Here is a 14175-nt window from a genome sequence, read left to right as displayed (position 1 = left end):
CTCGAAGGAAACCCGAAGCTTTACTTCCAGGGAATCTCCAGGGAAAGAGGGTGGATCGCGTGGACCGCTGCATCGTCCTGGTGGACGCCGGGTATCTGCTGGGTGCCGCCGCGAGTCTCCTCGCGGGCGAGCCGTCCCGGTCCCGGATCACCGTCGATCACGCCGCCCTGATCCAGGGCATCCGAGAGCGTGCCGAGTCCGACACCGAGCGCCCCCTGCTGCGTATCTACTGGTTCGACGGCGCCCCCGACCGCGTCCCGCAGCCGGAGCACCGAAGGCTGCGCGTCATGCCGCGCGTGACGGTCCGCCTGGGCGCGCTGACCCGCAGCGACGGGCGGTGGGCACAGAAGGGCGTGGACGCCGCCATGCACGCCGAGCTGACGGAGCTGGCCCGCAACCGCGCCTGCTCGGACGTCGTGCTCGTCACCGGCGACGGGGACCTGCTGCCCGGCATGATGGCCGCCAAGGAGCACGGCGTCGCCGTCCACCTGTGGGCCGTGCAGGCCGCCGACGGGGACTACAACCAGTCCGAGGACCTGGTCGCCGAGGCCGACGAGCGCCGCGTCCTCGACCGGGCCTGGATCACCAAGGCCGTACGCGCCAAGGAGCTCAGCGGCGCCTGCCCGCCGCCGCCCGCGCCCCGCCCGGAGATCGCCGCGATCCTCTCCGCGCCCCTTCCCGAGTCCGCGCTCGCGGCCAGCGCCCAGCGGGCCGCCGAGGAGGCCGCCGGGGTGCAGCACGCGGAGACCCCGGCCAACGGCGACAGCGGCGCCCCCCACCACATCCCCGCGGGCAAGGGCGTCCCCACCCCCAAGGACCTGGCCGCCCTGCGCGGCCCCGGCGCCCCGGCCGCCGCACAGCACCCCACCAACGCGACGCTGCGGTGGTCCTCCGACAAGGGCTGGGTCGAGCGGCCCGGCGGTGCCGCCGAGAGCGCGGAGGCCGCGGCGCTGCCGACGCTGGCCCAGCTGACCACGGCCGAGCAGCGCTGGGCCGACCGCGAGGAGGACATCACCACCGTCGGCGGTGACCCCTTCGAGGTGGGCCAGGTGTTCGCGCGCCGCTGGATGGCACGCCTGCCCGAGCAGCACAACCTGCAGAAGCTCTCGACGATGTACCCGCGCATCCCGCACCGCGTCGACGGCGAGCTGCTGCGGTACGCGGCCCGGTTCGGCCTGCTCGCCCACAAGGACGACCAGATCGACGAGCACGACCGGTACGCGATCCGGGCGGGCTTCTGGCGCGAGATCGACGTCCACACGGCGGTCGAACACGCGCCGGTGGGCGACCGTGCGGGGGAGTGACACAGGCGTACGGAGATGACCGATACAGGGCGTACGGGGCGCCCCGGGCGTCGCGGCGGGCACCGGACCCCGTACCCTCGTCCTTCGTGAGTACGCGCTCGGCACAGGGGGTCCGCCAAGGGCTCCGACAGGGTTACGGCAGCGATGCCGTCTGCGCGGTGCGCGACCTCGTCAAGACGTATCCCGCCGCCCGTGGCCGGCGCGGCACCCCCGCGACACCCGAAGTGCGCGCCACCGACGGCATCAGCCTCGACGTCGTGCGCGGCGAGATCTTCGGCCTGCTCGGGCCCAACGGCGCCGGCAAGTCCACCCTCGTCCGCCAGCTGACCGGCCTGATGCGGCCCGACAGCGGCGGCGTCGAGATCCTCGGCCACGACATCCTGCGCCACCCCGAGCGGGCCGCGCGGATCCTCGCCTACCTGGGGCAGGAGTCCACCGCGCTCGACGAGCTGACCGTCTCACTCGCCGTCGAGACGACCGCACGCCTTCGCGGCCTCGACGTGCGCCGGGCGCGGGCCGAGCGGGACGACGTACTCGAAGAGCTCGCGCTCATCCCGCTCGCGTCGCGGCCGCTGAAGAAGCTCTCCGGCGGGCAGCGCAGGCTCGCCTGCTTCGCCACCGCGCTGGTGGGGGAGCGGCCGCTGCTCGTGCTCGACGAGCCGACGACCGGCATGGACCCCATCGCGCGGCGCGCCGTCTGGGGCGCCGTCGACCGGCGCCGGGCCGAGCGCGGCACGACGGTCCTGCTCGTCACCCACAACGTCATCGAGGCCGAGACGGTCCTGGACCGCGTCGCCGTCCTCGACCACGGCAAGGTCATCGCCTGCGACACCCCGGCCGGGCTCAAGGAGCAGGTCGCGGGCGAGGTGCGGGTCGAGCTTGTCTGGCGGGAGCGGGCGCCGCTGGATGTCCCCGAGGTGGCGGCGCTGCGCTCGTCCGCGGTGGAATCCGGGCGGCGGTGGTCGCTGCGGCTCGCCCCCGACGAGGCGCGGGCCGCGGTCGGGGCGATCACCGGCGGGGCCGCGTTCGCCTCGCTCGACGACTTCACCCTGGCCACGCCCAGCCTGGAGGACGTCTACCTCGCCCTGGGCGGGAATGCCAAGGGGCTGGTAAAGGCGTGATTTCTGCCGGCGGGCGACGAGACAGGCACATGATCAGGAGGGGCGTCCGATGAGTGCGGTTCCTTTGGAAGCCGCGGTGCGGGCCGGGGACGACCACGAGCGGCAGGCGGCCGACGCCCCCGCGCCCCTCGGGCCCCGCGCGCGGCTGTTCCCCGCGCTCTCGGCCGTCTATCGCGCGCAGCTCTCCCGGGCGCGGGTGGCCCGCATCCCCCTGCTCTTCGTGGCGACCTTCCAGTCCGTCGGGATCATGATCCTGATGCGGGGCGTGGTCGACGGGGGCGGCGAGGCGCGTGCCGTCGTCGCCGGGTCCTCCGTGCTCGTCGTCGCGTTCGTCGCGCTCAACCTGCTCGCGCAGTACTTCGGGCAGCTGCGCTCCGACGGCGGGCTCGACCACTACGCCACGCTGCCCGTGCCGCCCGCCGCGGTGGTCCTGGGCGCCGCGGCCGCCTACGCCTCGTTCACCGTGCCGGGCACCTTCGTCACCGCGATCGTCGGATGCGGCCTCTTCGGGCTGCCCCTCACCCACCTGTGGGTGCTCGTCGCGGTGATCCCGCTGGCGGGCGCCGCGCTCGCGGGGCTCGGCGCGGCCCTCGGACTGCTCGCGCCGCGGCCCGAACTGGCCACATTGCTCGGCCAGTTGGGCATGTCGGCGGCGCTGCTGCTCGGTGTGCTTCCGGCCGAGCGGATGCCGGAGATCCTGCAGTACGCGCGTGACCTGCTGCCCTCGACGTACGGAGTCGAGGCGCTCGCCCGCACCTTCGGGCCCGATCCGGACTGGGCGGCCGTCGGCTTCGACCTGGCGGTGTGCGCGGGGGTCGGCGTCGCCTCGCTCGCGCTCGCGACCTGGGCGTACCGCCGGGCGGCTGTGCGGTGACGCGGTCCGTGGGCACTACTGGCACCATGTGTGGGTGACTGCACCGCTGACGCCTTCCCAACCGCCCCACGGCGAGCCCCCGCACGACCCCTGGCAGCAAGCCGCCAAGCCGTCCGGAGACGTTCCCCCGTCGGCTCACGAGGAGGACGGCCCCGGCATGAAGACCGAAGTGCGGCAGGCCGCGGTCATCGCGGTCGCGTTGGCCGTCTGCGGCGTCCTGCTCGGGCTGCTGTGGCTGTGGCTCGCGCCGCGCGTGCCGCTGGTCGCGGACAGCGACGCGGTGTACCTCAAGGACACCGAGAGTGAGCAGGCGATCGGGGTCGACGGAACGTTCACTCTGCTCGCGCTCGCCTTCGGCGCGGTGAGCGGGATCGTCGTCTTCCTGCTGCGCAAGCGGGGCGGAATCCCGCTGGTCGCCGGCCTGACGGCCGGGGGACTCCTCGGCGCGGTGCTCGCCTGGCGGCTCGGGATCTTCGTCGGGCCCGAGACGGATGTCGTCGCGCACGCGAAGGCGGTGGGCAAGGGCGTGGCGTTCGACGCGCCCCTGGAGCTCAAGGCCAAGGGCGCGCTCCTGGCGTGGCCCGTCGCGGCGCTGCTGGTGCACCTGGGTCTTACCGCGCTGTTCGGGCCGCGGGATCCCGAGCCGTACCCCCTCGCCTACGGGGATCCGGCTCGGCCCGAGGACAGCCCGAACCATTAGAGGGCAGCCCGAACCACTAGAGGGCAGCCAGAACCATTAGGCGGGGCGCCTCCCGTGGTTCGCCTTGCCCTTCCTCACCCGCCACTTCCTCTTGCGCGTCTTCTTCGACATGAGGGTGGTACTAGTCGAGGACAGGGCCCGCGTCGAGGGCGCTTTCACGCCTGATGCCGGGGGCTATTCGCGCCCGATCGGGGCCAGCACCGCGCCGGTCAGCGTCGCCAGGTCGGCCGGGGCGAGTTCCACCTCCAGGCCGCGGCGGCCCGCCGAGACACAGATCGTGGTGTGGCCCGACGCCGAGTCGTCCAGGACCGTACGCAGCTTCTTGCGCTGGCCGAGCGGGGAGATGCCGCCCCGGACGTACCCGGTGGTGCGCTCGGCGGCCGCCGGGTCGGCCATCACCGCGCGCTTGCCCGAGACAGCGGCGGCCAGGGCCTTCAGGTTCAAGGTGCCCGCCACAGGGACCACGGCCACCGTCAGTTCGCCGTCCACCTCGGCCACCAGGGTCTTGAAGACCCGGTCCGGGGAGACGCCCGTGGCCTCGGCCGCCTCGTCGCCGTACGAGGGGTGCGCGGGGTCGTGCTCGTAGGCGTGGACGGTGTAGCTGGTGCCCGCCGCGGTGAGGGCGACCGTCGCCGGGGTGCCGCCCGTGCCCGGCTGCTTCTGCTGTTTCTTCTGCTTCTTCGCCAAAGCGCTCGCGCCTTACGTCAGTTGAGGCTTGTGGTGCCGCGCGTGAGGTCCGTCGCGGGCAACGACGGCAGATTACGGATGATCGCGGTCTCCGCGCGAAGGAGTTTCAGCTCCTCGCGCAGGCGCGCCGCGGTGTCCGCGGACTCGAGCAGCCGCTGCTTGGTGGGGGTGTCGAGGACCGCTGCCGCCGCGACCAGGTACGACACCACGGACGGGTCGTCCGGCAGCTCGGCGCCGGTCGACAGGGACCGCTCGCGCGCCCCGGCGAGCCGCTTCTGGTAGGCGCGGAACGCCCGCAGGACGCCCGCGGCCAGCGTGCCCGCCTCCTCGCCCGGCTCCTCGGGCAGCTCCTCGACCTCGGCGGTCAGGAAGGCACCCGACGCGTCCACCGAGTGCACGCGCACCCGGCTCGTGCCGGTGGCCAGGACCTCGAAGCCGCCGTCGGCGCGCTCCCGGATCGTCGCCGCGTCCGCCACACAGCCCACCGCGTGGAAGGCCTTGAGCGGGTCGGCGCCGAAGCCCGCGGCGGGCCCCTGCTCGGGCTGCGAGGTCGGGTCCGGGAGGCCCGGGGCGCTCGGCGCCACTTCGAGGCCGTCGCGGATCGCGACGACGGCGAAGAGCCGCTGCTCCTCGTCGGGAGTCTTGAGCAGGGTGCGCAGCATGGCGCGATAACGCTCCTCGAACACGTTCAGCGGGAGCACGAGCCCCGGGAACAGCACCGAGTTGAGCGGGAAGAGCGGAAGCCGGACGGTGGTCACAAGCCAAAAGCCTAATGGTCGCCGCGGTGCGGACGTCCGCGCCCGGTGCGCAGCGGGGTCGTGGACGCCACTTCGATGCGTACGCCGTCGCGCAGTTCGAGGAACTGGCCGAGCGGATCGTCGGCGAGACGGTCCCACGGGAAGGACGTCGCGTACGGCCCGATGAGGCGCAGTTGCTCGAGGGCGTCGTGCCAGCGTTCCAGGCGGACCAGGATGTATACGAGGAGGTTGCGGACCTCGGCGGGCCAGGGGTCCCCGGCCTCGTACTCGTCGGACAGGGCGATGCCCAGGTCGGCCGCCGCGTCCAGGCGCTCTCGGGGCACGTTCCCCGACGCGCTGGTCAGATAGGCGAAGGCGGCGCGTGCGGGCAGCGCCTGGATCAGCGAACCGGGCAGCGCGTCCCGGGCCGCGCGCTCGGCGAAGTCGAAGCACTGGCGGTGCGAGCCGTACCAGGCCGCCGAGAGGTACTGCAGGGCCGAGGCATGGCAGCCGTAGTGGTGCGAGGAGCGGCGCACCGCCTCGGCCCACACCTCGTCGAAGACCGTCTGCGACGCGTGCGTGCCGCGGGCGTGGTCCAGGGCGATCCGCCAGGGCACGGGGTCGCGCGGGTCGGCCTCGGCGGCCGCGGTGAGCAGCGGTGCCGTCTCGCGGAGGAGTTCGGCGCGGGCGGGCGACTCCCAGCCGCGTACGACCGCGAGCTCGGCCTTGACGAGGAGCGCGTCCGGGTCGTGCGGGGCGGCGGACTGCCAGTCGTCGAACCACTCGGAGCGGGAGCGGGCGAAGGCGGCGAGGCGGGTGGTGTAGCGGTCGCGGTTCTCCCACTCGGCGGCCTCGCGGGTCATGGCGAGCAGCTTGGCGGCGGGGCCGTGATCGCCGCGTCCCGCGGCGACGAGCGCAGGGCCGAGCCGGTCGTCGGGCACGTCGAGGAGCACCTCGTCGTCGGGGGTCAGGCCGGCGGCGAGGAGCGGGGTGTGCTTGACCATCCGGGTGGTGCGGATCAGAGCGCGCAGCAAGTGCATGGTGTGGGTATTGAAAACCGCAGGTGGGAGCAGTACCAGGGGGTAGTTGGTGACGCTTTCGTATCGGTCGATCGGTTGCCTGGGGCCTGGTCAAGGGCAGGTAAAATCTGGAGCCCCGTGGGCCCGTCGGCGCCCCCTGGAGCCCTCCTCAGTTCCGGCGCAGCAGCCGTGTCGCCCCCGCCGCGACCGTCGTCGCGAGCACCCAGCCGAGCAGGATGAGGATCGCCGCGAACCACTGCCAGCCGCCGCGCAGCTGCCAGTAGCTGTCCTGGCCGAGGTCGATGACCGGGAGCAGCAGGTCGAGGGAGAACAGCGCCGGGTTCCAGTTCGGGTGCTCGCCCGGCTTGATCGCCGGATGGTCGGCGCGCGAGAAGGCCACCGCGCTCACCGCCCACAGCACCGCCATCCAGAGCGCCGCCCGGCCCGGCCGGTAGCCGTAGGCGACCGTCCAGTCCTGGGCGAAGCCCCAGAGCTTCGCCGCGAGCGGCAGGGTCTCGCGGCGTCTGCGCTGCTTGGCGAGCAGCACCTCGCGGGCGTCGGCGTCCTCGCCGCCGTTGCGCAGCACGGTGGCCAGCTTCTCGTACGGCTCGGGGTTGTACTCGGCGGTCGCGGCCGCCACCCAGCTCAGCCGCCGGGAGAGCGGGAAGCTGCCCTGCGGGACGAGGTTCTCGTAGGTGAAACCGCCCATCTGGAGTCCGCCGGGGCCGGGCCAGCTGGTCGACTTGTCGATGAGGTTGACGACCTTCGCGCCGGACAGGACGACCTTGCCGCGCTGCGGGGCCTCGCCGAGGAAGCGCAGCTCGGGGGTCTGGACGCGGCGCAGCGACACCTCCTGCTCGTTCTCCAGGGTGAAGCGCGCCTGCGCCAGGTCGATGGCGTCCCCGAACCGCCCGTCGTCGAGGCGCAGACCGCCCTGGCACTCGAAGCGCTGGACGCGGGTGCCGCGCGCGGGGGTCTGGCCGCTGCTCGTGATCGGGTCACCCGGCGAGGCGGGCGTCATGTAGAGCGTGCGCTCTACGGTCATCTGCGGGGCGTTGAGCGCACGGGGACCGTAGGGATTGGCGAGCTTGCTGCCGCGCAGGCTGAAGGAGACGCCGACTTTCGCGCCGCGCAGGCTCAGCTGGCCGTGCGACTCCATCAGCTCGGCCTGCAGGTCCTGCCCGACCGAGAGCCCGTCGCCCATGATCGATTTGCCCCGCCGGTCGCGGTAGATCACCGCCTGGTTGAGCAGCAGGTCGGTGCCGATCTGGGCGTCCGTGAGGCGCATGCCGTTGTGGATCCGGCAGCGCGGCAGATGCAGATCGCCCTCGGTGTGCAGGCGGGCCGCCTCCACCCGCGGGATCGAGCAGTTGACCAGGCGCAGGGTGGTGAACTTGGCCTCGGGGATGAGCAGTTCCTTCTCGAAGCGGCAGTGCTTCAGCTCGGTGTAGGGGAGGATCTCGCCGCCCGCGAGATCGAGTACGTCGGTGATCTGCAGGCCCGAGAGCTTCAGCGACGAGACCCGGCCGGAGAGCGCGGGAGGCCCGTCGAGCAGCAGCATGCACACGATGCGCGCGCGTACGCTGCGTTCCGGACTCCAGGGATGGCCGCCGTGCGGATCGTCCGCCATCGGATCTCCCGACCGGAGGTCGTAGACGCTGCCGTTGCGGAAGGCCTGCCACATGCCGATCTCGGCGGCGGTCAGCCAATCCGGCGGCTCTCCGGTGTCGGTGCCGTCGACCACTGCTGTTGTCCTCCCCGTGCTGCGATTCCGTGCCGCGCTGCGTTTGTGCCTCGTACGCCTGTTTAATGCCCGCTCAGTGAGCAGCTGAACGCTAGTGGTGAACGTGAGCTCCCGGGATCTATATCAGCCAGTGATACGGGCGTCCGGCGAAGAATGTGGGTCTGAGAGAATTGGCCATGTGATCTCTCGAATCGATCTGCGCGGCGACGCCCTCCCCGAGGGCCCCGCCCTGCGCGCCCTGCTGCCCCGTGCCGACTTCGACGTCGCGGCCGCCCTGGAGAAGGTGCGGCCCATCTGCGAGGCCGTGCATCATCGGGGCGACGCGGCGCTGATCGACTACGCGGAGAAGTTCGACGGCGTACGGCTCGAGCAGGTCCGCGTCCCCGCTGCCGCGCTCGCCGAGGCCCTCGCGGGTCTCGAGCCCGCCGTGCGCGAGGCGCTCGAGGAGTCGATCCGGCGCGCCCGCATCGTCCACCGCGAGCAGCGCCGCGCCCCGCACACCACGCAGGTCGTGCCCGGCGGCACGGTCACCGAGAAGTGGGTGCCGGTCGAGCGCGTCGGCCTCTACGCGCCGGGCGGCCGCTCCGTCTACCCGTCCTCCGTGATCATGAACGCGGTCCCGGCGCAGGAGGCCGGCGTCGCGTCGATGGCGCTCGCGTCCCCGCCGCAGAAGCCACGTTTTGAAGGAGACACAGCCGGCGGCCTTCCGCACCCCACCATCCTCGCCGCCTGCGCGCTCCTCGACATCGACGAGGTCTACGCCGTCGGCGGCGCCCAGGCCGTCGCGATGTTCGCGTACGGCACCGAGACCTGCGCCCCGGCCAACATGGTCACCGGGCCCGGCAACATCTGGGTCGCGGCCGCCAAGCGGTACTTCACCGGACGCATCGGCATCGACACCGAAGCGGGCCCCACCGAGATCGCGGTCCTCGCGGACGACACGGCCGACGCGGCGCACGTCGCGTCCGACCTGATCAGCCAGGCCGAGCACGACCCGCTCGCGGCCGCCGTACTCGTCACCGACTCCGTGGACCTGGCCGACGCGGTCGCCAAGGAGCTGGAACCGCAGGTCGCCGCGACCAAGCACGTCGAGGACCGGATCGTCCCCGCGCTCGCGGGCCGCCAGTCCGCGATCGTCCTGGTCGACGGCCTGGACGAGGGCCTGCGCGTCGTCGACGCGTACGGCGCCGAGCACCTGGAGATCCAGACCGCGGACGCCGCCGCCGTCGCGGAGCGCGTGAAGAACGCGGGCGCGATCTTCGTCGGCCCCTGGGCGCCCGTCTCCCTCGGCGACTACTGCGCGGGCTCCAACCACGTCCTGCCGACCGGCGGCTGCGCCTGCCACTCCTCGGGGCTCAGCGTCCAGTCGTTCCTGCGCGGCATCCACATCGTCGACTACACCCGCGAGGCGCTCGCCGACGTCGCGCACCACGTGGTGACGCTGGCGGAGGCCGAGGACCTGCCCGCGCACGGTGCGGCGATCAAGGCGCGTTTTGCCGAGGGTGAACAAAACTGGCACAGCGGATGGAAGGTGCCCACCAAGTGACGATCCGGATCGACGACCTCCCCGTACGCGACGAACTGCGCGGCAAGTCCCCCTACGGGGCGCCCCAGCTCGACGTACCCGTGCGCCTGAACACCAACGAGAACCCCTACTCGCTCCCCGAGCCGCTCGTCGAGCGCATCGCCGAGCGGGTCCGCGAGGCCGCCCGCGACCTCAACCGCTACCCCGACCGGGACGCGGTCGAGCTGCGCACCGAGCTCGCGCGCTACCTCACCCGCACCGGCGGCCACGAGGTCACCCTCGCCAACGTGTGGGCGGCCAACGGCTCCAACGAGGTCATCCAGCAGCTCCTGCAGACCTTCGGCGGGCCAGGACGCACCGCGATCGGCTTCGAGCCCTCGTACTCGATGCACGGCCTCATCGCGCGCGGCACCGGCACGAGCTGGATCTCCGGCCCCCGCGGCGACGACTTCACGATCGACGTCGAAGCGGCGACGAAGGCCATCGCCGAGAACCAGCCCGACGTCGTCTTCATCACCACGCCCAACAACCCCACGGGAAACGCCGTCTCGGCCGAGACGGTCCTCGCGCTCTACGAAGCCGCGCAGGCCGCCAAGCCGTCGATGGTCGTGGTCGACGAGGCGTACGTCGAGTTCAGCCATGGAGACTCGCTCCTCCCCCTGATCGAGGGACGGCCGCATCTGGTCGTCTCGCGCACCATGTCGAAGGCCTTCGGCGCGGCCGGACTTCGCCTCGGCTATCTGGCCGCCGCCCCGGCGGTCGTCGACGCCGTACAGCTCGTACGCCTGCCGTACCACCTGTCGGCCGTCACCCAGGCCACCGCGCTCGCCGCCCTGGAGCACACCGACACGCTCCTGAAGTACGTCGAGCAGCTCAAGGCCGAGCGCGACCGGCTCGTCACCGAGCTGCGTGCGATCGGCTACGAAGTGACCGATTCGGACGCCAACTTCGTGCAGTTCGGGCGGTTCGAAGACGCCCACACGGTCTGGCAGCGGATCCTCGACCGGGGCGTCCTGGTCCGGGACAACGGAGTGCCCGGATGGCTGCGGGTCAGCGCCGGAACCCCCGAAGAGAACGACGCGTTCCTCGATGCGGTACGCGAACTGAAGAAGGAGCAGCAGGCATGAGCCGCGTTGGACGGGTCGAACGCACCACGAAGGAGACGTCGGTCCTCGTCGAGATCGATCTCGACGGCACCGGCAAGGTCGAGGTGTCGACGGGTGTCGGCTTCTACGACCACATGCTCGACCAGCTCGGCCGCCACGGCCTCTTCGACCTCACGGTCAAGACCGAGGGCGACCTGCACATCGACACCCACCACACCATCGAGGACACCGCCCTCGCGCTCGGCGCCGCCTTCAAGCAGGCGCTCGGCGACAAGGTCGGCATCTACCGCTTCGGCAACTGCACGGTCCCGCTCGACGAGTCGCTCGCCCAGGTGACCGTCGACCTCAGCGGCCGCCCCTACCTCGTGCACACCGAGCCCGAGACCATGGCGCCGATGATCGGCACGTACGACACGACGATGACCCGGCACATCCTGGAGTCCTTCGTCGCGCAGGCCCAGATCGCCCTGCACGTGCACGTGCCGTACGGCCGCAACGCCCACCACATCGTGGAGTGCCAGTTCAAGGCCCTGGCCCGCGCCCTGCGTTACGCCTCCGAGCGTGACCCGCGCGCCGCCGGGATCCTCCCCTCCACGAAGGGCGCGCTGTAAAACCATGACCGGTCTCAACACCATCCTCATCGTCGTCGGCCTCTTCCTGATCGGCGGCATCATCTCCTTCGTCAAGCAGGGGATGCCGAAGAGCCTGATCACGCTCCTGTCCATCGGCGCCGCCATGTGCCTGGCCGCGGGCGTCCTGCGGCTCGACTACTGGAACTGAGGAGGACGCAGCGATCATGAGCACTCCCCAGAATCCTCAGAAGCCCCAGAAGAAGGTCGTCGTCTTCGACTACGGCTTCGGGAACGTCCGTTCCGCCGAGCGCGCCCTCGCGCGCGCGGGAGCCGACGTCGAGATCACCCGTGACTACGACAAGGCCATGAACGCCGACGGCCTGCTCGTCCCCGGCGTCGGCGCCTTCGCCGCCTGCATGCAGGGGCTCAAGGAGGCGCGCGGCGACTGGATCGTGGGCCGCAGGCTCGCGGGCGGCCGCCCGGTGATGGGCATCTGCGTCGGCATGCAGATCCTCTTCGCGCGCGGCATCGAGCACGGCGTCGAGACCGAGGGTCTCGACGAGTGGCCCGGCACCGTCGAGCCGCTCAAGGCCGACATCGTGCCGCACATGGGCTGGAACACGGTCGAGGCGCCCGAGGACTCCCAGCTCTTCGCGGGCCTCGACGCCGACGCCCGCTACTACTTCGTGCACTCGTACGCCGTGCACGACTGGGACTTCGAGGTCGGCAACCCCGCCTTCCGCGCCCCCAAGGTCGCCTGGACCACGCACGGCGAGCCGTTCGTGGCCGCCGTCGAGAACGGCGCGCTGTGGGCCACCCAGTTCCACCCCGAGAAGTCCGGCGACGCCGGCGCCCAGCTCCTCACCAACTGGATCGGAACCCTCTAGGGATGTCAGGGATTTCTGTGAGCAAGCTCGAACTCCTCCCCGCCGTCGACGTCCGCGACGGCCAGGCCGTGCGCCTCGTCCACGGCGAGTCCGGATCGGAGACCTCCTACGGCTCCCCGCTGGAGGCCGCCCTCTCCTGGCAGCGGTCGGGCGCCGAGTGGCTGCACCTGGTCGACCTGGACGCCGCGTTCGGCACCGGCGACAACCGCGCGCTGATCGCCGAGGTCGCGGGCGCGATGGACATCAAGGTCGAGCTGTCCGGCGGCATCCGCGACGACGCGTCCCTGGAGGCCGCCCTCGCCACCGGCTGCACGCGCGTGAACCTCGGTACGGCGGCCCTGGAGACCCCGGAGTGGGTCGCCAAGGTCATCGCGTCGCACGGCGACAAGATCGCGGTGGGCCTCGACGTACGCGGCACGACCCTGCGCGGCCGCGGCTGGACCCGCGACGGCGGCGACCTGTACGAGACCCTGGAGCGCCTCAACTCCGAGGGCTGCGCCCGCTATGTCGTCACCGACATCGCCAAGGACGGCACGTTGCAGGGCCCGAACCTGGAGCTCCTGCGCAACGTCTGCGCGGCGACGGACCGTCCGGTCGTGGCATCGGGCGGCGTCTCGTCCCTCGACGACCTGCGTGCGATCGCCGAGCTGGTCCCGCTGGGCGTCGAGGGCTCGATCGTCGGCAAGGCGCTGTACGCGAAGGCCTTCACCCTGGAAGAGGCCCTCGCAGCGGTGGCGTCATGAGCGACATCGTCCGCAGGGTGAGCTCGGGCGGACCGTGGGAGGAAGCCATCGGCTACTCCCGCGCCGTCGAGCTCCCGGGCGGCCTTGTCCTGGTGTCGGGTTGCACGTCGGTGGTGAACGGCGTCATAGACGCCGGGACGCCGTACGAGCAGGCGGCCAACGCGTTCCACGTAGCCGTCGAGTCCCTCAAGAAGCTCGGCCTGGGCCGCGAGCACGTCGTACGCACCCGCATGTATCTGACCCACGCGCGGGACGTGGACGAGGTCGGCCGGGCCCACAAGGAGCTCTTCGACGACGTCCGCCCCGCCACATCCATGATCATCGTCTCCGGCTTCATCGACCCGAGCCTGGTCGTCGAGGTAGAGGTCGAGGCGTACAGGGGAGCTGAGACCTCATGACCCTGGCCGTACGAGTGATCCCCTGCCTGGACGTGGACAACGGCCGCGTCGTCAAGGGCGTCAACTTCCAGAACCTGCGCGACGCGGGCGACCCCGTCGAAATGGCCAAGGTGTACGACGCCGAGGGCGCCGACGAGCTGACCTTCCTGGACATCACGGCGTCGTCGGGCAACCGCGAGACCACGTACGACGTGGTGCGCCGCACCGCCGAGCAGGTCTTCATCCCGCTGACGGTGGGCGGGGGAGTGCGCACGGCCGAGGACGTCGACAAGCTCCTGCGTGCGGGCGCCGACAAGGTGGGCGTGAACACGGCCGCCATCGCGCGCCCCGAGCTGATCCGCGAGATCGCGGAGCGGTTCGGCCGCCAGGTGCTCGTGCTGTCGGTGGACGCGAGGCGGACCCCGTCCGGCGGCTTCGAGGTCACGACCCACGGCGGCCGCAAGTCCGCCGGGATCGACGCCGTCGAATGGGCCCACCAGGCCGCCGAGCTGGGCGCGGGGGAGATCCTGCTGAACTCGATGGACGCGGACGGCACCAAGGACGGCTACGACATCGAGATGATCACGGCGGTACGCCGCCACGTCACGGTGCCGGTGATCGCCTCCGGCGGCGCGGGCCGCCTCGACCACTTCCCGCCGGCGATCGAGGCGGGCGCGGACGCGGTGCTCGCCGCGTCGGTCTTCCACTTCGGGGATCTGCGGATCGGTGAGGTGAAGGAGACGCTGCGGGGGGCGGGGCACCCCGTCCGCTAGGGCGAA

At 71.9% G+C, this 14175-nt stretch carries 16 protein-coding genes; 12 read left to right on the top strand and 4 right to left on the bottom strand.

Annotated elements, in window-relative coordinates; translation table 11 throughout:
• Positions 1 to 59: 59 nt before the first annotated feature.
• From E2651_RS07330 to E2651_RS07315, 4 genes are all read left to right on the top strand, one after another.
• On the top strand, positions 60 to 1304 hold the full coding sequence (locus tag E2651_RS07330; protein WP_135330197.1) for an NYN domain-containing protein: 1245 nt from the start codon (positions 60 to 62) through the stop codon (positions 1302 to 1304).
• Between the two features lie 158 nt (positions 1305 to 1462).
• Positions 1463 to 2425, top strand: a complete 963-nt coding sequence (locus tag E2651_RS07325) for an ABC transporter ATP-binding protein (RefSeq protein ID WP_245238632.1) — start codon at positions 1463 to 1465, stop codon at positions 2423 to 2425.
• A gap of 49 nt (positions 2426 to 2474) precedes the next feature.
• Positions 2475 to 3299: an ABC transporter permease gene (locus tag E2651_RS07320; RefSeq protein ID WP_135330195.1), complete on the top strand. Its 825-nt coding sequence runs from the start codon at positions 2475 to 2477 to the stop codon at positions 3297 to 3299.
• Between the two features lie 34 nt (positions 3300 to 3333).
• Positions 3334 to 3999: a DUF2567 domain-containing protein gene (locus tag E2651_RS07315; protein ID WP_209446087.1), complete on the top strand. Its 666-nt coding sequence runs from the start codon at positions 3334 to 3336 to the stop codon at positions 3997 to 3999.
• A 174-nt stretch (positions 4000 to 4173) separates the two neighbouring features.
• On the opposite strand, the gene ybaK is transcribed toward E2651_RS07315, so the two are convergent.
• The 4 genes from ybaK to E2651_RS07295 all read right to left on the bottom strand — a co-directional run bounded on the left by ybaK (position 4174) and on the right by E2651_RS07295 (position 8126).
• Positions 4174 to 4686 carry a Cys-tRNA(Pro) deacylase gene (gene ybaK / locus E2651_RS07310; RefSeq protein ID WP_135330194.1) on the bottom strand — a complete coding sequence of 171 codons (513 nt, stop codon included), beginning with the start codon at positions 4684 to 4686 and terminating at the stop codon, positions 4174 to 4176.
• Positions 4687 to 4703: 17 nt separating this feature from the next.
• A complete protein-coding gene (locus E2651_RS07305) occupies positions 4704 to 5444 on the bottom strand; it encodes an LON peptidase substrate-binding domain-containing protein (protein ID WP_135330193.1) in 741 nt (246 codons plus the stop codon).
• An 11-nt stretch (positions 5445 to 5455) separates the two neighbouring features.
• The gene (locus E2651_RS07300; protein WP_135330192.1) at positions 5456 to 6463 is read right to left on the bottom strand and encodes a hypothetical protein; all 1008 of its coding nucleotides are present in this window, start codon (positions 6461 to 6463) and stop codon (positions 5456 to 5458) included.
• A gap of 148 nt (positions 6464 to 6611) precedes the next feature.
• Positions 6612 to 8126, bottom strand: coding sequence for an oxidoreductase (locus E2651_RS07295; RefSeq protein ID WP_245238631.1), 1515 nt, complete (start codon positions 8124 to 8126; stop codon positions 6612 to 6614).
• A 238-nt stretch (positions 8127 to 8364) separates the two neighbouring features.
• Here E2651_RS07295 and hisD point away from each other — a divergent pair, with 238 nt between their 5' ends.
• Genes hisD through hisF form a run of 8 tightly spaced genes read left to right on the top strand, consistent with a single transcriptional unit; the run spans position 8365 to position 14169 of the window.
• Entirely contained in the window at positions 8365 to 9732 is a 1368-nt protein-coding gene (gene hisD, locus E2651_RS07290) for a histidinol dehydrogenase (RefSeq protein ID WP_135330190.1), read from the top strand.
• Entirely contained in the window at positions 9729 to 10838 is a 1110-nt protein-coding gene (locus E2651_RS07285) for a histidinol-phosphate transaminase (RefSeq protein WP_135330189.1), read from the top strand. The genes hisD and E2651_RS07285 overlap by 4 nt, the downstream gene beginning before the upstream one ends.
• Complete coding sequence (gene hisB / locus E2651_RS07280) at positions 10835 to 11428, top strand: imidazoleglycerol-phosphate dehydratase HisB (protein WP_135330188.1); 594 nt, start codon at positions 10835 to 10837, stop codon at positions 11426 to 11428. The genes E2651_RS07285 and hisB overlap by 4 nt, the downstream gene beginning before the upstream one ends.
• 4 nt (positions 11429 to 11432) lie before the next feature.
• A complete protein-coding gene (locus E2651_RS43800; RefSeq protein ID WP_167828722.1) occupies positions 11433 to 11597 on the top strand; it encodes a hypothetical protein in 165 nt (54 codons plus the stop codon).
• A 16-nt stretch (positions 11598 to 11613) separates the two neighbouring features.
• Positions 11614 to 12276 (top strand): imidazole glycerol phosphate synthase subunit HisH, encoded by a 663-nt coding sequence (hisH, locus tag E2651_RS07275; protein WP_135330187.1) that lies wholly within the window; start codon positions 11614 to 11616, stop codon positions 12274 to 12276.
• A 17-nt stretch (positions 12277 to 12293) separates the two neighbouring features.
• Complete coding sequence (gene priA, locus E2651_RS07270; RefSeq protein WP_135330213.1) at positions 12294 to 13019, top strand: bifunctional 1-(5-phosphoribosyl)-5-((5-phosphoribosylamino)methylideneamino)imidazole-4-carboxamide isomerase/phosphoribosylanthranilate isomerase PriA; 726 nt, start codon at positions 12294 to 12296, stop codon at positions 13017 to 13019.
• Positions 13016 to 13417, top strand: a complete 402-nt coding sequence (locus tag E2651_RS07265) for a RidA family protein (RefSeq protein ID WP_135330186.1) — start codon at positions 13016 to 13018, stop codon at positions 13415 to 13417. The genes priA and E2651_RS07265 overlap by 4 nt, the downstream gene beginning before the upstream one ends.
• On the top strand, positions 13414 to 14169 hold the full coding sequence (gene hisF / locus E2651_RS07260) for an imidazole glycerol phosphate synthase subunit HisF (protein ID WP_135330185.1): 756 nt from the start codon (positions 13414 to 13416) through the stop codon (positions 14167 to 14169). Before E2651_RS07265 ends, hisF begins: the two co-directional genes overlap by 4 nt.
• Positions 14170 to 14175 lie beyond the last annotated feature (6 nt).

This window comes from Streptomyces sp. MZ04, from assembly GCF_004684775.1.
Taxonomy (GTDB): domain Bacteria; phylum Actinomycetota; class Actinomycetes; order Streptomycetales; family Streptomycetaceae; genus Streptomyces.
The sequence above is the reverse complement of the archived record's forward strand: the minus strand, read 5'-3'. Positions and strand labels throughout refer to the sequence as shown.

Coding starts and splice junctions, on each gene's coding strand:
- E2651_RS07300 (WP_135330192.1), bottom strand. CDS start 6,463: ATGCACTTGCTGCGCGCTCTGATCCGCACCACCCGGATGGTCAAGCAC.
- E2651_RS07320 (WP_135330195.1), top strand. CDS start 2,475: ATGAGTGCGGTTCCTTTGGAAGCCGCGGTGCGGGCCGGGGACGACCAC.
- hisB (WP_135330188.1), top strand. CDS start 10,835: ATGAGCCGCGTTGGACGGGTCGAACGCACCACGAAGGAGACGTCGGTC.
- E2651_RS07295 (WP_245238631.1), bottom strand. CDS start 8,126: ATGTGGCAGGCCTTCCGCAACGGCAGCGTCTACGACCTCCGGTCGGGA.
- hisF (WP_135330185.1), top strand. CDS start 13,414: ATGACCCTGGCCGTACGAGTGATCCCCTGCCTGGACGTGGACAACGGC.
- hisH (WP_135330187.1), top strand. CDS start 11,614: ATGAGCACTCCCCAGAATCCTCAGAAGCCCCAGAAGAAGGTCGTCGTC.
- E2651_RS43800 (WP_167828722.1), top strand. CDS start 11,433: ATGACCGGTCTCAACACCATCCTCATCGTCGTCGGCCTCTTCCTGATC.
- E2651_RS07265 (WP_135330186.1), top strand. CDS start 13,016: ATGAGCGACATCGTCCGCAGGGTGAGCTCGGGCGGACCGTGGGAGGAA.